Source organism: Kineococcus siccus (assembly GCF_009906795.1).
Taxonomy (GTDB): domain Bacteria; phylum Actinomycetota; class Actinomycetes; order Actinomycetales; family Kineococcaceae; genus Kineococcus; species Kineococcus siccus.
The window spans coordinates 1-20,984 of the sequence record NZ_JAAALN010000050.1 but is presented as its reverse complement, the minus strand read 5'-3'; the positions used below and the strand labels follow the sequence as shown (position 1 = coordinate 20,984).

The window sequence follows — 20,984 nt, the reverse complement described above, 5'->3', positions numbered from 1 at the left end:
GGCCAGACGTCCGTCCACGCCACGCCCGCCTCGCCACCCTCCGCGCGGTCGGCCTGGCCCCCGAGGTGGTCGTCTCCGCCGTCGACGAGCCCGCCGTCGTCGCGCGCTACGGCGTGACCGACGGCGAGGACGTCGCCCTGGTCCTCGCCCGCGCCAAGGCCGAGGACGTCGCGGCCCGCGACGAGATCGGCGACGACGCGCTCGTGCTGGGCTGCGACTCGGTGCTCGAGGTCGAGGGCCCCGACGGCCGGCAGGTGCACGGCAAGCCGGCCGACGCGGCCGAGGCCGTCGCGCGCTGGCGGGCCATGCGGGGCCGCAGCGGGGTGCTGCACACGGGGCACTGGCTGGTCGACGCGCGCGAGTCCGGCTCCGGCGCCACCCTGGGCGGCGTCGCCTCGGTGACCGTGCACTTCGCCGACGTCACCGACGCCGAGGTGGACGCCTACGTCGCGACCGGGGAACCCCTGCGCGTCGCGGGCGCCTTCACCCTCGACGGTCTCGGCGGCGCCTTCGTGCGCGGGGTCGAGGGGGACCCGCACGCCGTCGTCGGCGTCTCCCTGCCCCTGCTGCGCGACCTGCTCGGCGAGGCGGGCGTGGCGTGGACGGACGTCTGGCCCGCACGCCCCGGGGTCGTGCCGCCCGCACCGGCGGAGTCGGTGGAGTCCGCGAACGGGCAGTAAGGTCAGCCGTCGCGCCTCAGCCCCCGGACGGCGCGAACCCGATCGTCGACCCCGGAGCCGCCGCATGTCCTCCCCCGACCCGATGCTCCCCGGGACCTCCGACCGGCTCGAGGACGGCGCGGCCGACGCGCCCGTCACGGGACCGGTCACCAAGGTCCTGGTGGCCAACCGCGGGGAGATCGCGGTGCGCATCGTGCGGGCGGCCCGGGACTCGGGCATCGCCTCGGTGGCCGTCTACTCCGACTCCGACCGCGACGCGCTGCACGTGCGGATGGCCGACGAGGCCTTCGCGCTGGGCGGCGAGAGCGCCAGGGAGACCTACCTCGACGCGCAGAAGGTCATCGACGTCGCGGTGCGCGCCGGGGCCGACGCGGTGCACCCGGGGTACGGGTTCCTGTCGGAGAACGCGGGCTTCGCGCGCGCCGTGATCGCCGCCGGCCTGACGTGGGTCGGGCCGCCGCCCGCGGCGATCGAGTCCCTCGGCGACAAGGTCTCCGCCCGTCACCTGGCCGCGCGCGCGGGCGCCCCGCTCGTGGCCGGGACGGCCGACCCCGTGGCCGACGCGGACGCGGTCGTGGCCTTCGCCGACGAGCACGGCCTGCCCATCGCCATCAAGGCGGCGTTCGGCGGGGGTGGCCGCGGGCTCAAGGTGGCCCGCCGCCGCGAGGAGATCCCCGAGCTGTTCGCCTCCGCGGTCCGCGAGGCCGAGGCCGCCTTCGGCCGCGGCGAGTGCTTCGTCGAGCGCTACCTCGACAAGCCGCGCCACGTCGAGACGCAGGTCCTGGCCGACGCCCACGGCGGTGCCGTCGTCGTCTCCACGCGCGACTGCTCGCTGCAGCGGCGCCACCAGAAGCTCGTCGAGGAGGCGCCCGCGCCGTTCCTCACCCCGGAGCAGGACGCCGAGCTGCGCCGCGCCTCGCTGGCCATCGTCGCGGAGGCCGGCTACGTCGGCGCCGGGACGGTGGAGTTCCTCATCGCCACCGACGGCACGCTGGCCTTCCTCGAGGTCAACACGCGGCTGCAGGTCGAGCACCCGGTGACCGAGGAGATCAGCGGCCTCGACCTCGTCGCCGAGCAGTTCCGCATCGCGCGCGGTGAGCCGCTGGGCTACGACCACGTGACGACCCGCGGGCACGCCATCGAGTTCCGCATCAACGGCGAGGACCCGCGCGCGGGCTTCCTGCCCCGCGCCGGCCGCCTCACCCGGTTCTCCCTGCCGTCGGGCCCGGGCGTGCGGGTGGACACCGGCATCGACCCGCGGGCCGCGGCGGGTGACGGCGTCGAGATCTCGCAGAACTTCGACTCCCTGCTCGCCAAGCTCATCGTCACCGGCCGCAACCGCGAGCACGCCCTGCGCCGCGCCGCCCGCGCGCTCGGGGAGTTCCAGGTCGAGGGGCTGCCGACGGTCCTCGACTTCCACCGCGCCGTGGTGCGCCACCCCGACTTCGCGCCTCCGGCCGGGGACGCCGCGACGGGCTTCGGCGTCCACACCCGCTGGATCGAGGCGGACTTCGACGCGACCGGGCTGCCGGCCACCGGCCCCCTCGACGCCGCCGAAGGGCCTGCGGCGCACCGCGAGACGATCGTCGTGGAGGTCGCCGGCAAGCGCGTGGAGGTGTCGCTGCCGGTCGAGACGCTGAACGCGCAGCTGACCCGCGTCGGGCACGAGATCTCCCGCGCCGGCGTCGCGACGGGTGCCGCGGTCGCGCGCGCCTACCGCAGCACCACCCACCGCGGGGGCCGCGGCGGCCGCGGCAAGGCCAAGGCCGTCGGTCCGAGCGCGAACCCGAACGCCCTGCTGACGCCCATGCAGGGGACGATCGTCAAGATCGAGGTCGCCGAGGGCGACCACGTGGAGGAGGGCGACCTCGTCGCCGTGCTCGAGGCCATGAAGATGGAGCAGCCGCTGACGGCCCACCGGGCCGGCACCGTCTCGGGGCTGACCGCCCAGCAGGGCGACACGACGACCACCGGCAGCGTCCTCTGCGAGATCGTCGACTGAACCGTCCCCGCCGGGCGCTCACTCGTCCAGCGCGTCGGGTGAGCGCAGCGTCGCCCGGGGGGCGTGCCAGCCGCGGAGGATCCCGCCGATGCGCAGGGCGGCGCAGCACGCGGCCCCGAGCAGCGACCAGGCGAGCGTGTCACCGCCGAAGGTGCTGCCCAGCACGGCGATCGCCGCCCCCACGAGCGCGGGGACGGCGTACAGGCCGCCCGTGAGGATCGTCGGGACCCGGCGCACCAGCACGTCGCGCAGGGTCCCGCCGCCGACGGCGGTCAGGCCGCCGAGCAGGACCGCCTGCCCCGCACCGAGTCCCGACTCCAGCGCGGCCTGGGCGCCCGTGATGCAGAACAGCGACAGCCCGGCCGTGTCGAACAGCAGGATGGGCCGCGAGAGCCGACTCAGCAGCGCGTGACCCCAGAACGCCGCCAGCGCCCCGGCCGTCGCCGTCGCCAGGTAGTACCAGGTCCGCAGCGACGCGGGCGGCAGCTCCCCCAGCAGCACGTCGCGCAGCAGCCCCCCGCCGATGGCCGTGACGATGCCGAGGGTGACCACGCCGAACAGGTCCAGGTGCGCCGAGCGCATGGCCGTCAGCGCGCCGTCGAGGGCGAAGGCGAAGACCCCGACGAGTTCGAGCACGAGCAGCACGGCGAGGAGGTCCACCCGGCCAGCCTGCCAGGCCGCGGGGCCCCGCCCGCGACCCCGGCCGGGCGGTGTCCGCACCCGTGCCGGGCGGGGGCCGGGCTCAGTCGGACATGACGTGCAGCTGCCGCGCGGCCTCCGCGACCGACCCGGACAGGGACGGGTACACCGTGAAGGCGTGCGCGACGTCGTCGACGTTGAGGCGCTTCTCCACCGCGAGGGTGACGGGGTGGATCAGCTCGCTCGCCCGCGGGGCGACCACCACGCCCCCGATGACGGTGCCGGAGCCGCTGCGGCAGAACAGCTTGACGAACCCGTCGTGGATGCCGAGCATCTTGGCGCGCGCGTTGGTCGCCAGCGGCAGCTTGACGATGTCGCCCTGCGCCTCGCCCGAGTCGATCTGCGCCTGCGTCCAGCCGACCGTCGCGATCTCCGGCGAGGTGAACACCGTCGAGCTGACCGAGCGCAGGGCCAGGGGGCGCACGGCCTCGCCGAGCGCGTGCCACATGGCGATGCGGCCCTGCATGGCGGCGACCGAGGCGAGCGGGAAGACGCCCGTGCAGTCGCCCGCGGCGTAGACGCCCCGGGCGGAGGTGCGCGACATCTTGTCGACCTCCAGGTGCCCCGAGTCGGTGGTCAGGACCCCGGCCTCGGCGAGCCCCAGGTCCTCGGTGTTCGGGAGGGCCCCGACCGCGACGAGGCAGTGCGACCCCTCGACGGTGCGGCCGTCGGCCAGGGTCACCGTGACCGAGTCGCCGTGGCGGACGACGGACTCGGCGCGCGAGCGGGACATCACCGTCATGCCGCGGCGGCGGAAGACCTCCTCGAGCACCTCGGCCGCGTCGGCGTCCTCGCCCGGCAGCACCCGGTCGCGCGAGGAGACGAGCGTGACGTGGGCGCCGAGCGCGTCGTAGGCGTTGGCGAACTCGGCCCCGGTGACGCCGGAGCCGACGACCACGAGGTGCTCGGGCAGCTCCTCGAGGTCGTAGACCTGCTTCCAGGTGAGGATGCGCTCGCCGTCGGGCTGGGCGTCGGGCAGCGTCCGGGGGCGGGCGCCGACGCTGACCAGCAGGACGTCCGCGGCGACGCGCTCACCCGCGTCCTCGCCCTCGACGACCTCGATGGCCTCGGTCCCCGCGAGCCGGCCCCGGCCGGAGAGGACCCGGACGCCCTCCTTCTCCAGGCGGGCGAGGATGTCCTGCGACTGCGCGAACGCGAGCGCCTTGACGCGCTGGTTCACCCGGCCGATGTCGACCGTGACGGACCCCGCGGCCTGCCGGTCGCTGGTCCCCCCGCCGGGGAAGCGGACGCCCAGCTCGGTCGACCCCGCGACCGTCGCCATGATCTCGGCGGTCGCGATGAGGGTCTTGGAGGGGACGACGTCGGTCAGGACGGTCGACCCGCCGAGGCCGTGGGTCTCCACCACGGTGACGGCGGCGCCGAGCTGCGCGGCGACGAGGGCGGCTTCGTACCCGCCGGGGCCGCCGCCGAGGATCGCGACGCGCTGCTGGTTGCCGAGCGAGGACGAGGAGAAGGGGCTCACCCCTCCATCGTCGCGCAGGGCCGTGCGCTGGTCACCCCCGGCGGGCGCAGGGCCTACGCTCATGCCCCGTGCCCGCTTACGCCGCGTACGCGACCAACCTCGACCCCGACAAGATGGCGCAGAAGGCTCCCCACTCGCCCCTGCGCTCGACGGGGTGGCTGACGGACTGGCGCCTGACGTTCGGTGGCGAGGACCGCAGCTTCCAGGGCCCCATCGCGACGGTGGTGGAGGCTCCCGGCGAGCAGGTCTACGTCGCCCTCTACGACCTCACCGAGGCCGACGAGGAGCGCCTCGACGGCGCCGAGGGCATGGAGATGGGGCTGTTCCGCAAGATCCGCGTGCGCGTGCAGACGCTCGACGGCGACGTCGTCGCGTGGACCTACGCGCTCGACGACTACGAGGGCGGGCTGCCCACGGCCCGCTACCTCGGAGGGCTCGCCGACGCCGCGGAGGCCGGCGGGGCGCCGCACGACTACGTGCTGGCCCTGCGCGCGCGCCCCTGCCGCTCCAACGACGCCTGAGCGCCGGGCGCGAGGCCGCGGGCCGGGGCGCCGGGCCCCGTCCTACAGTGACGATCGTGACCGACGACGCGGCGCAGGCGCCCGCCCCCTCCCCGGACCCCTTCGCGCTGGCCGCCACGGCCGCCGCGCGGATCGCCGAGCTCACCGGGGTCGAGCGCCACGACGTCGCCCTCGTCCTGGGCTCCGGCTGGGCCGGGGCCGGCGCGGAGATCGGCCGGGTCGTCGCCGAGGTGGTGGCGACCGAGGTCCCGGGCTTCTCCGCCCCCGCCGTCGTCGGCCACGCGGGGACCATCACGTCGCTGCGCGTCGAGCGCCCGGGCACCGACCCGCTGCACGCGCTGGTCCTGCCCCGCACCCACGTCTACGAGGGGCGGGGTGTGCGGGCCGTCGCGCACGGCGTCCGCACGGCCGCGGCCGCGGGCTGCCGCACCGTGGTCCTCACCAACGGCTGCGGTGGCCTGGACCCGGTCATCCCGCCGGGCTCTCCCGTGCTCATCGCCGACCACCTGAACCTCACGGGCCTGTCCCCGCTCGAGGGCGCGACCTTCGTCGACATGACCGACCTCTACTCCTCCCGGCTGCGGGGCCTCGCGCGTGGCATCGACCCGGACCTGCCCGAGGGCGTCTACTGCCAGTTCCGGGGACCGCAGTACGAGACGCCCGCCGAGGTGCGCATGGCGGGCGTGCTCGGCGGCGACCTGGTGGGCATGTCGACGGCGCTGGAGGCGGTCGCCGCCCGCCACGTCGGCCTCGAGGTGCTGGGGCTCTCGCTCGTCACCAACCTCGCCGCCGGCGTGTCCGAGGAGCCGCTGTCGCACGCCGAGGTCCTCGAGGCCGGCCGCGAGGCCGCGCCCCGCTGCGCGCGTCTCCTCGCGGGGATCGTCCCCCTGCTCTGACGGGCCGGACGGCACCCCCGGCCGTCCCGGGCTCCTCAGCGGTGGGCGGCGAGCACCCGGTCCAGCGCCGCGGCCGGGACCCCGCGCCCGTCGCCGCGCGGCCAGTGCACGGACACCTCGTCGTAGCCCGCCGCCGCGAGCCCCGCGGTGAACTCGGCGTAGGCGTCCGCGTCCCGGAACGGCTCGTGGTCGTCCAGGCCGACCTGGGCCGTGCGCCGCAGCACCTTCCCGGGGGCGTGCTCGGCGAGGACCGCGTCGAGGGCCCGCGACAGCTCGGCGTAGTCGGCGTAGGTGACCCACCCCTGCCCGAGCCGGGCCGCGAGGCGCATCGCCCGCGGACCGGCCGCCGCGACCGTGAGGGGGACGCGCGGGCGCTGCACGCAGCCCGGGATGGTGCGCGCGTCCACCGCGGCGTAGTGCTCGCCCCGGTGGTCGGTGACCGGCTGCTCCAGCAAGCGCGCCAGCAGCGTCGTCCACTCCACGAACCGCTCGCTGCGGCGGCGGGCGGTCAGCGCGGGTTCCCCCAGCACGGACGCGTCCGCCGCAGAGGTCCCCGCGCCGACGCCGAGCTCGAAGCGTCCCCCGCACACGTGGTCGAGGGTCATGACCTCCTTGGCGAACGGCACGGGGTGCCGGAAGTTCGGCGACGCCACCTGCGTGCCGAGCCGGATCGTCGACGTCCGGGCGCCGGCGGCCGCGAGCAGCGGCACGGCCCCGAACCAGGGGCCGTCCCGCATGTCCCGCCACGACAGGTGGTCGTAGGTCCAGGCGGTCCGGACCCCGGCGTCCTCGGCGTCGCGCACCTGCGCGACGAACTCCGCGGGGGCCACGTCGGGCAGGACGATGACGGACAGGTCGAGGGTCACGCCGCCGACCCTAGGCCCGTGGGTCAGCGCGCCGCCGCCCGCTTGTACTGCCGGGTCGCCAGCGGGACGAACACCAGCAGGATCGCGGCGATCCAGATGAACGTGTACAGCACGGGGTTCTGCAGGGGCCAGCTCCCGGCCGGGTAGCCGGGCGGGACGTTGCCGAACTGCTCCCGCGCCGCCCGCACGAGGGAGGACACGGGGTTCCACTCGGCCACGGTCCGCAGGACGGCGGGGAAGTTCTGCGTGGGCGCGAACGTGTCGGCCACGAAGGTGATCGGGAAGATCGTGATGAAGGTGAGGTTGTTGAACGCCTCGGGCGTGCGGACGAGCAGTCCCAGCAGCGCCATGATCCAGGACACGGCGTAGGCGAACAGCAGCAGGAGCACGAAGCCGACCACCGCGTCGAGGAAGGACGAGCGGATGCGCCACCCGACGACCAGACCGGTCGACGCCATGATGATGACCACGAGGATGTTCGTGATCACGTCGGACGCCGTCCTGCCCACGAGGACCGCCGACTGCGCCATGGGCAGGGACCGGAACCGGTCGATGATGCCCTTCTGCATGTCGTCCGCCAGACCGGACCCCGTGATCGTGGCCCCGAAGATGACCGTCTGGGCGAAGATGCCCGGGACCAGGAACTCCTTGTAGTCCACCCCGGGGACGGAGATCGACCCGCCGAACACGTAGGCGAACAGCAGGATGAACATGATGGGCGAGATCAGGGTGCCGACGAGCAGGTCGGGGATCCTCCTGATCTTGATGATGTTCCGCTTGGCGATGACCGAGCTGTCGGCCAGCACCATCCCGATCGAGCTCACGCGTGAGCCTCCCGCTTCGTCGTCGCGTCGTCCTTGTCGTCGCCGGTCTCCCCGACGACCTCCTCGGCCGGGCGGCCCGTGAGGGTGAGGAACACGTCGTCCATGGTCGGCCGGCGCAGACCCGCGTCGAGGGGGACGATGCCCGCGGCCGACAGCCGCGACAGCGCCTCGACGAGGTCGGTGGTGCCGCCGCTGACCGATGCCGTGACGCGCCGGGCCCGCTGCTGCACGACGACGTCGCCCCGGAACTGCTCGCGCAGGACCCGCTCGGTCTCGCGGACCTCGCGGTCGCTCGCCAGGACGACCTCGACGCGCTGGCCCCCGACCTGGGTCTTCAGCTCGTCCGCCGTCCCGCGGGCGATGACCCGCCCGTGGTCGATGACGATGATGTCGTCGGCCAGGCGCTCGGCCTCCTCCAGGTACTGCGTGGTGAGCAGCAGCGTCGTGCCCTGGCCGACCATCGACGACAGCAGCTCCCACATGTCGTTGCGGCTGCGCGGGTCCAGGCCCGTGGTCGGCTCGTCCAGGAACAGCACCGGGGGGTTCGCGACCAGGGCCCCCGCGAGGTCGAGGCGGCGGCGCATGCCGCCCGAGTAGGTCTTCGCGACGCGGTTCGCCGCGTCCGTCAGCCGGAACTGCTCGAGCAGCTCGTGCGCCCGCTCGCGCGAGCGGCGCCGGCCCAGGTGGTACAGCCGCCCCACCATGTCGAGGTTCTCGAACCCCGTGAGGTTCTCGTCGACCGCCGCGTACTGCCCCGACAGCCCGATGCGCCGCCGGACCTCGCGCGGGTCGGCCACGACGTCGACGCCGGCCACCGTGGCCGTGCCGCTGTCCGGCACGAGCAGGGTGGTCAGCATCCGCACCGTCGTCGTCTTCCCCGCCCCGTTCGGCCCGAGCAGCGCCAGGACCGTCCCCTGCGGGACCTCCAGGTCCACACCCGCGACCGCGGTCACGTCGCCGTAGCGCTTGACCAGCCCTCGTGCCACCACAGCGTCTGCCATGGTCCCGACAGTAGGTGGAGCCACCGACACGTCGCCTCCTTCTTTCGCCGTCCGTCACCGGGTGGACCGCCGGGCGTCGCCGAAGTCATCGGTCGTCCGCACCCGGGGCCCGCCGGGACGGCCACGGCTCGGGGTCGACGACGGCGTAGCGCGCCCGCAGCGCCGCGGTCGTGACGACCTGGCCCGACAGCTCCAGGCGGCGCGGGTCGGCCGCCAGCGCCGCCACGCAGCGGCCCACGGCGCGGGGCGACTCGGAGCCGGTCATGTCGAAGTGCTCCGCCGCGCGGAGCACCGCCTCGGTGCTCACCAGCCCCGGCCACAGGGACACGGCCGCGGCGCCGTGCGGGCGCAGGTCGTGCGCCATGCAGGCCGCCATCCGGTCGCTCGCGGCCTTGGCCACGGAGTAGGCGGCGCCGAGGTCGTCGCGCGTCGAGGCGTCGGAGGACACGTGCACGACGAGGGCGCCCGCGGCCCGCAGCAGGAGGGGGGCGGCGAGCACGGTCGTCGCGTACTGCGCCCGGGCCCCGCCGTCCACGACCGCCGACCAGCGGGACAGCGGCACCGTCCAGAAGTTCCGCTCGGCGAGGTGGTCGGTGCCGTCGGAGAAGTGCTCGTAGCCGGCCCACGCGGAGGTGACGAGGACGTCGAGCCGGCCCGCGTCGGCCTCGATGCGCGCCAGCAGGGCCCGGGTGTCGTCGTCGTCGCGGCTGTCGCAGCGGACCGCGATCGCGCGGCCCCCCGCCGCTCCCAGGCGCTCCGCCTCCGCCACCGTCTGCCGCAGGCTGCCGCCCAGCGGGTGCGCTGCCGCCGGCTCGAGGGTCCGCGCCGTGACGTAGACGGTCGCCCCCGCCTCGAGGAGCCCCAGCGCGATGCCCTTGCCGACGCCCCGGCTCGCCCCGGTCACCAGCGCCACCCGACCGGTCAGGTCCCCGTCGTCCATCCCCCGAGGGTGCCGCAGCCCTCCGACACGCGGCGTCCGGTGCGACGCCTCACCCGGCCTCGGTCGTGCGGAGCACCCCCATCATGGCCATCTCGTCGTCGAGCAGGTCCCCCGTCCGGACGCAGGCGCGCAGCCCCGCGAGCAGCTCCTCGGCGTCCAGACCGGCTCCGATGCAGACGATCTCGGTGCGCCGGGGCCGCCCCCGCGGCCAGGCGCCCACGGTGAACCGCACCGCCGCCCCCACCGCGTGCAGGACGTGGCGCTGCTCGTGGCCGCGCACCGCGAAGTGCACGAAGCCCTTGATGCGGAAGACGCCCGAGGGCCGGGCGTCCAGGAACGCCACGAAGGCGCGCGGGTCCAGCGGGTCGTCGGCCGTGAACTCGACGGCGTCGTAGAACGCGTGCAGGTGGCCCGCGTGGTCCCGGCCCGGACCGCCGGCATCGTCGGCCACCACCTCGCCCAGCGCGAGCTGCCGCTGCCGCGGGGGCGGGGAGTCGAACAGCAGCCGGGGATCGACCGCGCCCCGCGCCGCGGGCACGACCGGCGCCCACGGGTTCAGCGCGCGGCAGGTCGTGGCGACGGCCTCGACGGCCGCCGGGCCGACGAGGTCGGTCTTCGTGAGCAGCACCACGTCGGCCGTGCGGACGTGGTCGGCGACGACGGGGTGGCGCCCGCGGGTGGCGTCGAACTCCACCGCGTCGACCGCCACGACGAGCCCGCCGTAGCTCACCCCGGGCACCGCGGAGGCGAGCACCCGGCGCACCATCGCCGAGGGTTCGGCGACACCGCTGGCCTCGATGACGACGGCGTCCAGCGGCGGGCCGGGGCGCCGGGTGAGCGTGGTCAGCAGCTCGTCGACGCTGCCGTCCGCGGTCGTGCAGCACAGGCAGCCGTTCTCGAGCGAGACGGTGCTGTCCGCCCAACCCGCGACGAGGAGCGCGTCGATGCCGACGGCCCCGAAGTCGTTGACGACCACGCCGAGCCGCACGTCGGTGGCCGCGCGCAGCAGCTGGTTCAGCACGGTCGTCTTGCCCGCGCCGAGGAACCCCGCGAGCACGACCACCGGCACCTGCGCGACCACGACCGCTCCTCCCCCGCTGCCCGCGCAGCACCCGCCCAGGGTCCCCCACGGCCCAGGGTCCCCCGCGGCGGGGCGGCGACCCCGCGCGGGGGCCGGCCGCCCTAGGCTCGCGCGGTGAGCACGCCCGCCCTGACCGAGGACCTGCGGCGCCGGGCGGAGGCCTGGCTGACCGACGATCCGGACGACACCGACCGCGCCGAGCTGTCGGCCCTGCTGGGGACCGCGGTCGCCGGGGACGCCGCGGCCGCCGCCGACCTCGCCGACCGGTTCTCCGGCGCCCTGGAGTTCGGCACCGCGGGGCTGCGCGGCGCCGTCGGGGCGGGTGAGCACCGGATGAACCGCGCGGTCGTGCAGCGCGCGGCGGCGGGGCTCGGGGCCTGGCTCACGTCCCGCCTGGACCGGCCCCGCGTCGTCGTCGGGCTCGACGCGCGGCACCGCTCCCGGGAGTTCGCCGACGACTCGGCCGCGGTGCTGACGGCCGCGGGGTGCGAGGTCCTGCTGCTGCCCGGCCCGCTGCCCACGCCGGTGCTGGCGTTCGCGGTGCGCCACCTGGGCGCCGACGCGGGCGTCATGGTCACGGCGAGCCACAACCCCAAGCAGGACAACGGGTACAAGGTCTACCTCGGCGGCCGGGCGAGCGGCGACGACGGCCGCGGCGTGCAGATCGTCCCGCCGGTGGACGCGGAGATCGCCGCGGAGATCGCCGCGGTGGGGGCGCTGCGGGACCTGCCGCGCGCCGACGGCGGCTGGCGCGTGCTCGGCGAGGACGTCGTGGCCGACTACCTGACCGCCGTCACGGCCGCGGTCGCGGCCGCTCCCGGTGGCGACGGTGGTGGAGCCGCGACCGCCGGCCGCGGCCCGCGCGTGGTCGTGACCGCCCTGCACGGCGTCGGCGGCCCCGTCCTCGTCGAGGCGCTGCGCCGCAGCGGGTTCGAGGACGTGCACGTCGTGGCCGAGCAGTTCGAACCCGACCCGGAGTTCCCGACCGTGGCGTTCCCGAACCCCGAGGAGCCCGGCGCGCTGGACCGGGCGCTGGCCCTGGCCGCCGACGTCGGGGCCGACCTCGTCCTGGCCGTCGACCCCGACGCGGACCGCTGCTGCGCCGCGGTGCCCGGCTCCGAGGGCTGGCGCGTCCTGACGGGCGACGAGCTCGGCGCGGTGCTGGGCGACCGGCTGGCGCGGGACGGCGCCGTCCTGGCCTGCTCGATCGTCAGCTCGCAGCTCCTCGCCGCCGTCGCGCGGGCCCGCGGGGCGCGGTTCTCCCCCGCCCTGACGGGGTTCAAGTGGATCGCCCGCGTCCCGGGCCTGACGTTCGGCTACGAGGAGGCGCTCGGCTACTGCGTCGCCCCGGACGTCGTGCGCGACAAGGACGGCGTCTCCGCGTCCGTGCTCGTGGCCGGGATCGTCCGCGACGGGCTGCGCACCGGCCGGACGCTGCTGGACCTGCTCGACGACCTGGCCCGCCGCCACGGTGTGCACGCGACGGGCCCCGTCTCGCTGCGCGTGGCCGACCTCGCCCTCATCCCCGCGGCGATGGGGCGCCTGCGGGCGGATCCCCCGCGGACCCTCGGCGGGTCGGCCGTGACCGGCGTCGACGACCTCGCCGACGGCGGTGACGGCCTGCCGCCCACCGACGGGCTGCGCTTCCGCACGGCGGACGGCGCGCGGGTCGTGGTGCGGCCCAGCGGGACCGAGCCGAAGCTCAAGTGCTACTGCGAGGTGGTCGTGCCCGTCGCGGCGGACGTCGACGGGCCTGGCCTCACGTCCGCGCGCGCGGAGGCGTCGGCCCGGCTGGACGCGCTGCGCGCCGACGTCGCCGCCGCGACCGGCCTGCAGGGCCCGCGGTGACCGACAGCACACCCGACGGCCCGCCCGACGTCCTGCTGCGCGACGTCGTCCTGGACGGCGCGCACCGCGACGTCCTGCTGTCCGGCGGCCGGGTCGCGGCCGTCGGCGACCGGCTGTCCGCGGGCGCCGTCGCCGGGGGCGTGGTGGTCGACGCCGGGGGCGCGGTGCTGCGGCCGGGGCTGCGCGACGAGCACGTGCACCTGACGCAGTGGGCCACGGCGCGGCGCCGGGTCGACGTCAGCGCGGCGGTTTCCGCGCGGCACGTCGCGGAGCTCCTCGCGCAGGCGGCGCCCGCCGTGGACGGGCTGCTGGTCGGCCACGGGTTCCGCGACGCCCTGTGGGCCGAGCCGCCGCACCGCGACCTCCTCGACGCGGCGCTGCCCGGCCGTCCCGTCGTCGTCGTCAGCCAGGACCTGCACACGGTGTGGGTCAACTCCGCTGCGGCGCAGCGCTTCGGGGTCACCGAGCCGAGCGGGGTCCTGGTCGAGGGCCCCGCGATGGACCTCATCGCCGCCGCAGGCGACGTGGAGGCCGACGTGCTCGACGGCTGGGTCCTGGCCGCGACCGACGCCGCCGCGGCCCGCGGCGTCACGGGCGTCGTCGACTTCGAGTACGCCCCGCCCGGCGACTGGGTGCGCCGCACGGCGACCCGCCCGCCCGGGGTGCGGGTCCGGGTCGGGATCTGGCCGGAGTTCCTGCCGGGCGTCGTCGAGGCGGGCCTGCGCAGCGGCGACCCGCTGCCCGGGCTCCTCGACCCGCTGACGCGCGACCGGCTGCGCACGGGGCCGCTGAAGCTCTTCGTCGACGGCTCCCTCGGGACCCGCACGGCGTTCTGCCACGACCCCTACCCGGACGTCGAGGGATCAGCGGCAGCGGGTGCGGCGCCGCGGCACGGCCTGCTGCGCCTCAGTCCGCAGGAGCTCCGGCAGCAGCTGAGGCGCGCGCACGACGCGGGCCTGCACCTCGCGGTCCACGCCATCGGCGACGCCGCGGTGACGGTGGCGCTGGACGCCTTCGAGGCCGAGGGGGTGGGCGGGCGGATCGAGCACGCCCAGCAGGTGGGCCCGGCCGACGTGCCGCGCTTCGCCGCGCTGGGCGTCGTCGCGAGCGTCCAGCCCCGCCACGCGGTCGACGACCGCGACGCGTGCGACGTGCACTGGGCCGCGGGCGTGGACCGCGCGTTCCCCTACGCCGCGCTGCTCGCCGCGGGCGCCGAGGTCGTCCTGGGTTCCGACGCGCCCGTCGCCCCGCTGGACCCCTGGGACGCCGTGGCGAGCGCCGTGCACCGCTCCCTCGACGCCCGCCCCGCCTGGCACCCCGAGCAGCACCTGTCCCTCGACGACGCGCTGGCCGCGGCGTCCGGCGGACGGCGCGGGGTGCGGGTCGGCGAGGTCGCCGACCTCGTCCTGCTCGCCCGGGATCCCGCCGCGGTGCTCGCCGACGGGGGCCCGGACGCGCTGCGCCGCAGCGAGGTCCTGGCGACGCTGGTGGGCGGCGCGTTCACGCACCGCGCCGGCGTCTGAGCGGAGGTGGAGCTCAGGCGGTCGCCGGGGCCGGTGCGGGCACGGCCGCGTCGTCGGAGAACGCGCCGCGGTAGCGGGCGGCGGGGTGCCGCTCGTTGATCCGCGCCGCGCCGAACAGCTTCTGCCGCAGCGGGCCCTCGGCGTACTCGCGCTGGGCGAGCCCGCGGTCGCGCAGGACGGGCAGCACGTGGTCGGCGAACTCGGCGAAGGAACCGGGGATGACCCAGTTCACGACGTTGACGCCGTCGACGCCCGCGGCCTGCCACTCCTCGAGGCGGTCGGCGATCTGCTCGGGCGTCCCGACGATCCGGCTGCTCGTGGCGCGCTGGCGCGCCAGGTCGGCGACGCGGGGTTCGCGGTCGGTGATGTGCTTGCGCATCCACTCCGTGAAGCCCTTGGCGTTGTTGGCGTCCACGTCGCGCAGCAGCGTCTCCGGCGGGTAGACCCGGCCGGTGCGGTCGACGACGGCGGAGTGCGCCAGGTAGCCGTCGACGCTGATCCACTCGTCGTGCTCCGCGGCCTTCGCCTGCGCCTCCGCCTCGGTCGAGCCGATGACGAAGCTGAGGCCCTGGAAGAACTTGAGGTCGTCGTCGTGGCGGCCGAAGTTCCGCGCCAGCGCCCGGGTCTCCGCGATCTGCTCGCCCGCGAGCTTCGGCGACGGCGAGACGATGAACACCGCCTCGGCGTGGCGGGCGGCGAACGTCCGCCCCGACACCGAGGACCCGGCCTGGAACAGCAGCGGCGTGCGCTGCGGCGAGGGCGAGGGCAGGTGCGGGCCCTCGACGCGGTAGCGCTCCCCGACGTGGTTGATCTTGTGGACCTTGGCGGGGTCGGAGTAGCGGCTGCCGGCGCGGTCCTTGAGGACGGCGCCCTCGTCCCACGAGCCCTCCCACAGCTTGTAGGCGACGTCGACGTACTCCTCCGCCCACCGGTAGCGCTCGGCGTGGTCGGTCAGGCCGGGCAGCCCGAAGTTGCGGGCGCCGTTGTCCTGCATGCCCGTCACGACGTTCCAGGCGACGCGGCCGCGGGAGATGTGGTCGAGGGTGGAGATCTGCCGCGCGAACGTGAACGGGTGCGCCTGCACGATGTTCGACGTCGTCGCCAGCCCGAGGTTCTCGGTGCTGACGGCCAGGGCGCTCAGCAGCACCGTCGGGTCGTTGCTGGGGATCTGCAGGCCCTCGCGCAGGTAGACGTCGAAGTCGGCGTCCGCGTCGCCGTAGAGGCCGCTGACGTCGGCGAAGAACATCGCGTCGAACTTCGCGGCCTCCAGCAGCTTCGCGAGGTCGACCCACGTCGAGACGTCGGTGAACTCGGTCTGGTGCGCGTCCGGCCGCCGCCACTGCCCGTGCTGGATGTGGGAGGTGGTGTTCATGACGAACGCGTTGAAGTGCAGCGGGCGGGTCATCGGGTCTCCCCCGTGGTGCTGGTGCCGGCGGTGGTGGGGCGGGCGTCGGCGAGGCGGGGCAGCGAGCCCACGAGCTCCTGCGTGTACGCCTCCTGCGGGCGCCGGAACACGTCGTCCGCGGTGCCCCGCTCGACGACGCGGCCGTCCTTCATGACGAGGACCTCGTCGCTGACGTGGTGGATCACGCCGAGGTCGTGGGAGATGAACAGGTAGCTGAGGCCCAGGCGCTCCTGCAGGTCGGCCAGGAGGTCGAGCACTTGCGCCTGCACGGACACGTCGAGCGCCGAGACCGCCTCGTCGAGCACGAGGATGCTGGGTTCGGACCCCAGCGCCCGGGCGATGGCGACGCGCTGGCGCTGCCCGCCCGACAGCCGCAGCGGCGAGCGCGGCAGCACCTCCTCGCCGAGACCGACCTGCTCGAGCAGCTCCCGGACGCGGGCCCCGCGGGCCGTGCGGCCGGTGTGCCCGGCGGGCAGGCTGTCGAGCAGGATCCGCTCGACGTCCCAGCGGGGGTCGAAGGAGCTCAGCGGGTCCTGCTGCACCACGGCGATCGAGGACCGCCGGGCGCGGCGGCGCGTCTCGGGCACCGTGGACCACGCCTCGCCGAGCAGCGTCACGTCGCCCTCGTCGGGGGTCGTGAGGGCGAGGGCGAGGCGTGCCGTGGTGCTCTTGCCCGACCCGGACTCCCCCACGATCCCCACTGTCCGCCCGCGGTGCAGGGTGAACGAGACCCCGTCGACGGCCGTGCGGCGCAGCCCGCCCGCGGTCGCGAACCGCTTGACGAGACCGCGGGCCTCCAGCAGGGGTTCCGGGGCCGGTTCGTGCCGGCGCGGCGCGGGGACCGGCGCGACGTCCGCGCCCGCGGCGGGCGGCACCAGCCGCGTCCCCTTCGTGTGCTCGCCGGGGACGGCCGCGATGAGCGCCTTCGTGTACTCGTGCTGCGGGTCGGTGAGGACCTGCTGCGCGGTGCCGCGCTCGACCACCTCGCCGCCGCGCATCACGAGGACGAGGTCGGCCAGGCGGGCGACCACGGACAGGTCGTGGCTGATGAGCAGGATCGAGACCCCGCGGTCCTTGGTCTGCGCCAGCAGGTCGAGGACCTGCGCCTGCACCGTGACGTCCAGCGCCGTCGTGGGTTCGTCGGCGATGACCACGTCCGGGTCCAGGGCCAGCGCGGAGGCGATGAGGGCGCGCTGCCGCAGCCCCCCGGAGAGCTCCCCGGAGCGCTGTCCCGCGCGCAGCTGCGGCGACGGGACGCCCACGGAGGTGAGCAGGTCCACGACCTTGCGGGCGCGGGAGCGCCGCGAACCCCAGCCGTGCAGGCGCAGCGCCTCGTCGATCTCCGCGCCGACGGGCCGCAGCGGGTCGAGGGAGACCAGCGCGTCCTGCAGGACGAACCCGATGCCGGCGCCGCGGACGCGCCGCCACTCCCGCTCGCTGAACTCCGCGACGTCGCGGCCCTCGAACTGCAGCCGCTCCGCCGTGACGGTGGAACCGGCCCCGGTCAGGCCGACCAGGGTCCGCGCCGTGACGCTCTTGCCGGAACCGGACTCCCCGACGATCGCGACGCACTGGCCGGGGAACAGGTCGAAGCTCAGCCCGGAGACGACCCGGCGGTGCGTGCCCGCGCGGGTGAACCCGACGTCGAGGCCCCTGACGCTGAACCGCGGTCGTGCCCTCTCGACGGCGAGGGTGCCCGCCGGAGACGCCTCCCGTCCCGGGCGGGTGGTGGTGGTCGGTCCGGCGTCCGCGAGGACGTCCTCGGTGCGGCTCATCGGTCGTTCCTCTCCAGGGAGGCCTGCAGGTGCTTGCCGAGGGTGGTCGCGGTCAGCGCGAGGACCACGATCACCAGGCCCGGGACGATCGTCAGCCACCAGGCGTGGGTCAGGTAGAGCCGTCCCGCGTCGAGCAGGGCGCCCCACTCCGACGACGGCGGGGCGACGCCCAGGCCGAGGAAGGAGAGGCTGGAGGCCCAGACGATGGACTGCCCGACCGAGAGCGCGAACACCGCGACGAGCGGCCGCACGGCGTTCGGCAGGACGTGCTGGCGCAGGATCCGGGTGCGGGAGTGCCCGAGGGTCACGGCCGCCTCGACGTAGGGCGAGCTCTTCGTCGCGAGGATCTGCCCGCGGATCATCCGGGCGTAGCCGGGGGCGGTGCCGACGCCCACGGCGACGGCCTCGGTCAGCGCCGACTGCCCCAGCAGGGCGACCAGCAGCAGCGCGAGCAGCAGGCTGGGGAAGGAGAACAGCACCTCCACGACCCGGTCGACGACGCTCGCGACGGGGCGCGCGGCCAGCGCCGCGAGCCCGCCGAGCACGAGGGCCAGGGCGAGGCTCACGAGGCTGGCCCCGAAGCCGATCGCCAGCGCCGGCGCGGTGCCGTGCACGATCCGGCTGTAGAGGTCGCGCCCGGCCTCGTCGGTGCCGAGCAGGTGGTGCGGACCGGGCGCGGCGAGCGCGGAGTCCAGGTGCAGCTCCAGCGGGTCGCCCGGCGCGAGGAGCCCCGGCCAGAGCGCCGACACCGCGAACCACGCGGTGAGGAGCAGGGCGACGTACAGGCCCCAGGGGCGGGCCGCGCGGGTGCGGGTCCGCGGCAGGGCGGGGGCGGAGGTCGTGGTCGTCATGACGCCTTCAGCCGGGGGTCGAGGAGGTGGTGGACGAGGTCGACGACGAGGTTCGCGACGACGTAGAGGGCGGCGACGAGCACGACCACCCCGGTGACGATGGGCAGGTCCTGGGAGTTCACGGCCGTCACGAGGACGGAGCCGATCCCCCGCCGGGTGAACACCGACTCCACGACGACGGCACCGGAGATGGTCGCGCCGAGCGCCCAGCCGGACAGCGTCACGGCCGGCAGGGCCGAGTGGCGCAGGACGTGGCGCAGCCGGACGCCGAGGTCGCCCTGGCCGCGCATGCGGGCCGAGACGACGAACGGCTGCTCCAGGGCCCGCTCGAACTCCGTGCGGGTGGCCTGCCCCATGAAACCGGCCAGCGGGACGGCCAGGGTCAGCGCGGGCAGCACGAGCCCGACGGGCCCGCCGTCGCTGATGACGGGGAACCACCCGAGCCGCTGGGCGAACAGCAGCAGCAGCAGGATGCCGAGCCAGTAGTGCGGCAGGGCCGCGGTGACCGTGTCGAGCGCCGCGCCGAGCCCGGACGTGCGGGGTCCGCGGCCGGCGGTCAGGGTCACCCACACCACCATGACGACCCACGCGAGGGCGATGGCTGCCAGCGTCAGGACGATCGTGGAACCGACCTGCTCGCCGAGGATCTGCGTCACCGGGCGGTACTGCTGGTAGGAGCGGCCGAGGTCGCCGTGCAGCAGGCCGCGCAGGTGGTCGAGGTACTGCACGAGCACGGGGTGCTGCAGCCCGTACTGCGCGTTGACGGCGGCGAGCTCCTCCGCGGTCCGCTCGATGGGCTGCCCCGCACGGGTGTTGAAGATGATCGTCGCGCGGTCGCCGGGCAGGGCGACCTGGGCGAGGAACGCGACGGTCGCCGCGCCCCACAGGACGACCACGGCCCCGGCCACGCGCGCGAGGACGCGGCGGGCGGTGCGGCCCGCGGACCGCGACGGCGGGGCCTGGGTCAGGCCCGCGTCGAGCGCGGGGTCAGTCGACGAAGTGAGCGTCATGGAAGACCGGCCCTCCCTGGGCGTTCTCCTGCCACACGCCCTTCAGACGCGGGGACACGGCGAGCGTGCTCAGCCGGTCGAACAGGCCGATGGACAGTGCGTGGTCGGCGATGTACTGCTGCGCCTGCCTGTAGAGCGCGTTCTGCGCCTCCACGTCCGCGGTCGAGTTCGCCTGCAGGATGAGGTCCTCGAGGACCGGGTCGTTGTAGAACGCCGCGTTGCTGTAGTTCGGGGTGGCCTCGAGGTTCTGCCGCCAGTTGACGTAGAGGATCCCCGCGGTGACCGAGGTCCAGTACCCGGCGGCGATGTCGCGCTCCGCCGGCTTGCTGTACGCCCCGCCGAAGAACCCGCTCGGCGGGACCGGGATGAGGTCCACCTCGAAACCCGCGGCCCGGGCCTCCTGCTGCACGCCCTGGAGGATGGCGGCGCCGTCGGCGTCGATGATCGTGCCGGAGTTGTAGGGCAGCCGGACCGTGAGGCGCTTCCCGTCCTTCGTGCGGTACCCCTCCTCGTCCACCGCGTCCCAGCCCGCGGCCTCCAGCAGGCTGATCGCCTTCGGCAGGTCGTGGTCGTAGGTGTCGGCGGCCGCCTGGCTGTACCCGGGGGTGCTCCGGCTGACCGCGCCGTTGCCCTCGTAGGGGATGACCCCCTGGCCGATCGTCTCGACCAGCTTGCGGCGGTCCAGGCTGTAGGCGAACGCCTTGCGGACGGACTCGTCGGTGAACGGGCCCGCGACGGTGTTGAACGACAGCTGCTGCGGACGGCCCTTGGTGACGTGCTTCAGCTCCTGGAACCCGTCGGCCCCGACCGCGGCGTAGTCGACGGCGGGGACGTCGTAGATGGCGTCGGTCTCGCCGGCGCGCAGCGACGCGACGCGGGTCGTGGGGTTGGAGACGAACCGCCAGTCGATCCGGTCGACGTAGGCGGGGCCCGCGTGCTGGGAGTTCGCCGGCCACGACGTGTAGTCCGGGTTCCTCAGGAGCACGATCTCCTGCCCGCGGTCCCAGTGGTCCACCGTGAACGCGCCGCTGCCGATGGGCGCCTCGCAGTTCTCCTGAGCGCTGCGGGTCTGGAGCGCGTGCTGGGACTGGATGCCGAAGTAGCCCTGCGCCAGCGTGACGTCCAGGCGCGGGTAGGGCCGCGACAGGTGCAGCTGCAGCGTGTGGTCGTCGAGGGCCGTCGCGGACTCGTAGTACCCGCCGAGCCAGACCTGGGCGGTGCTGTTGCCGCCGTCCATCCAGTAGTCGACGTTGTAGGCGACCGCCGCGGCCGTCAGCGGCGTGCCGTCGGTGAACTCCACTCCGCGCTTGAGGTCGAACGTCCAGGTCAGGCCGTCGGCGGAGGTCTGCCAGGACTGCGCCAGCCACGGGACGGCGCGGCCGTCGGTGTCGAGCGACGTGAGGTCGTCGAGGACCTGCGTGGACAGGTAGGCCTGCTCGATCCACCCGCCGAAGACGCAGGCGGGTTCCTGCTGGTGGCCGTAGACGATGGTCCCGCCGGTCACCGGCTGCGCGTCGGCGGCGGGCTGGACGGCGCGGCCGCCGCCGCCGGCGCACCCGGCGAGCAGGACGGTCAGGGC

General features: G+C 75.4%; 18 protein-coding genes. 6 read left to right on the top strand and 12 right to left on the bottom strand.

All coding sequences use genetic code 11. The features are described 5' to 3' along the window. Together GTR02_RS08135 and GTR02_RS08130 are read left to right on the top strand one after the other, a co-directional pair. Positions 1-680, top strand: a 680-nt coding sequence (locus tag GTR02_RS08135; protein WP_166606980.1) for a Maf family protein, incomplete at its 5' end; no start/stop codon positions are given. A 64-nt stretch (positions 681-744) separates the two neighbouring features. Continuing rightward, positions 745-2,682 (top strand): ATP-binding protein, encoded by a 1,938-nt coding sequence (locus GTR02_RS08130; RefSeq protein WP_240895291.1) that lies wholly within the window; start codon positions 745-747, stop codon positions 2,680-2,682. Between the two features lie 18 nt (positions 2,683-2,700). On the opposite strand, the gene GTR02_RS08125 is transcribed toward GTR02_RS08130, so the two are convergent. Next, complete coding sequence (locus tag GTR02_RS08125; protein ID WP_166606979.1) at positions 2,701-3,342, bottom strand: TRIC cation channel family protein; 642 nt, start codon at positions 3,340-3,342, stop codon at positions 2,701-2,703. Between the two features lie 82 nt (positions 3,343-3,424). Continuing rightward, on the bottom strand, positions 3,425-4,864 hold the full coding sequence (locus tag GTR02_RS08120; protein WP_338073667.1) for an NAD(P)H-quinone dehydrogenase: 1,440 nt from the start codon (positions 4,862-4,864) through the stop codon (positions 3,425-3,427). Positions 4,865-4,932: 68 nt separating this feature from the next. Here GTR02_RS08120 and GTR02_RS08115 point away from each other — a divergent pair, with 68 nt between their 5' ends. Both GTR02_RS08115 and GTR02_RS08110 read left to right on the top strand, forming a co-directional pair. Further along, complete coding sequence (locus tag GTR02_RS08115) at positions 4,933-5,385, top strand: gamma-glutamylcyclotransferase (protein ID WP_166606977.1); 453 nt, start codon at positions 4,933-4,935, stop codon at positions 5,383-5,385. 56 nt (positions 5,386-5,441) lie between these two features. After that, the gene (locus GTR02_RS08110) at positions 5,442-6,281 is read left to right on the top strand and encodes a purine-nucleoside phosphorylase (RefSeq protein ID WP_166606976.1); all 840 of its coding nucleotides are present in this window, start codon (positions 5,442-5,444) and stop codon (positions 6,279-6,281) included. A 35-nt stretch (positions 6,282-6,316) separates the two neighbouring features. Here GTR02_RS08110 and GTR02_RS08105 read toward each other — a convergent pair whose 3' ends face one another. From GTR02_RS08105 to GTR02_RS08085, 5 genes are all read right to left on the bottom strand, one after another. After that, positions 6,317-7,147: an LLM class flavin-dependent oxidoreductase gene (locus tag GTR02_RS08105; protein ID WP_166606975.1), complete on the bottom strand. Its 831-nt coding sequence runs from the start codon at positions 7,145-7,147 to the stop codon at positions 6,317-6,319. Positions 7,148-7,170: 23 nt separating this feature from the next. Next, positions 7,171-7,971: an ABC transporter permease gene (locus tag GTR02_RS08100; RefSeq protein ID WP_338073666.1), complete on the bottom strand. Its 801-nt coding sequence runs from the start codon at positions 7,969-7,971 to the stop codon at positions 7,171-7,173. After that, positions 7,968-8,972, bottom strand: a complete 1,005-nt coding sequence (locus GTR02_RS08095; RefSeq protein ID WP_166606974.1) for an ATP-binding cassette domain-containing protein — start codon at positions 8,970-8,972, stop codon at positions 7,968-7,970. The genes GTR02_RS08100 and GTR02_RS08095 overlap by 4 nt, the downstream gene beginning before the upstream one ends. 85 nt (positions 8,973-9,057) lie before the next feature. After that, positions 9,058-9,912, bottom strand: a complete 855-nt coding sequence (locus GTR02_RS08090; RefSeq protein ID WP_166606973.1) for an SDR family NAD(P)-dependent oxidoreductase — start codon at positions 9,910-9,912, stop codon at positions 9,058-9,060. Positions 9,913-9,961: 49 nt separating this feature from the next. Next, entirely contained in the window at positions 9,962-10,993 is a 1,032-nt protein-coding gene (locus tag GTR02_RS08085; protein WP_166606972.1) for a GTP-binding protein, read from the bottom strand. Positions 10,994-11,107: 114 nt separating this feature from the next. Here GTR02_RS08085 and GTR02_RS08080 point away from each other — a divergent pair, with 114 nt between their 5' ends. Together GTR02_RS08080 and GTR02_RS08075 are read left to right on the top strand one after the other, a co-directional pair. Continuing rightward, positions 11,108-12,841: a phosphohexomutase domain-containing protein gene (locus GTR02_RS08080; protein ID WP_166606971.1), complete on the top strand. Its 1,734-nt coding sequence runs from the start codon at positions 11,108-11,110 to the stop codon at positions 12,839-12,841. Then, positions 12,838-14,364, top strand: a complete 1,527-nt coding sequence (locus GTR02_RS08075; RefSeq protein ID WP_338073665.1) for an amidohydrolase — start codon at positions 12,838-12,840, stop codon at positions 14,362-14,364. Before GTR02_RS08080 ends, GTR02_RS08075 begins: the two co-directional genes overlap by 4 nt. Before the next feature lie 13 nt (positions 14,365-14,377). Here the strand turns inward: GTR02_RS08075 and GTR02_RS08070 are convergent, their stop codons facing one another. Genes GTR02_RS08070 through GTR02_RS08050 form a run of 5 tightly spaced genes read right to left on the bottom strand, consistent with a single transcriptional unit; the run spans position 14,378 to position 20,981 of the window. Further along, positions 14,378-15,769: an NtaA/DmoA family FMN-dependent monooxygenase gene (locus GTR02_RS08070; protein WP_166606970.1), complete on the bottom strand. Its 1,392-nt coding sequence runs from the start codon at positions 15,767-15,769 to the stop codon at positions 14,378-14,380. Next, positions 15,766-17,544: a dipeptide ABC transporter ATP-binding protein gene (locus GTR02_RS08065; RefSeq protein WP_166606969.1), complete on the bottom strand. Its 1,779-nt coding sequence runs from the start codon at positions 17,542-17,544 to the stop codon at positions 15,766-15,768. The genes GTR02_RS08070 and GTR02_RS08065 overlap by 4 nt, the downstream gene beginning before the upstream one ends. After that, the gene (locus GTR02_RS08060) at positions 17,541-18,395 is read right to left on the bottom strand and encodes an ABC transporter permease (protein ID WP_166606968.1); all 855 of its coding nucleotides are present in this window, start codon (positions 18,393-18,395) and stop codon (positions 17,541-17,543) included. Before GTR02_RS08060 ends, GTR02_RS08065 begins: the two co-directional genes overlap by 4 nt. Next, the gene (locus tag GTR02_RS08055; protein ID WP_166606967.1) at positions 18,392-19,405 is read right to left on the bottom strand and encodes an ABC transporter permease; all 1,014 of its coding nucleotides are present in this window, start codon (positions 19,403-19,405) and stop codon (positions 18,392-18,394) included. Before GTR02_RS08055 ends, GTR02_RS08060 begins: the two co-directional genes overlap by 4 nt. Next, on the bottom strand, positions 19,383-20,981 hold the full coding sequence (locus GTR02_RS08050; protein ID WP_166606981.1) for an ABC transporter substrate-binding protein: 1,599 nt from the start codon (positions 20,979-20,981) through the stop codon (positions 19,383-19,385). The genes GTR02_RS08055 and GTR02_RS08050 overlap by 23 nt, the downstream gene beginning before the upstream one ends. Between the last annotated feature and the right edge of the window lie 3 nt (positions 20,982-20,984).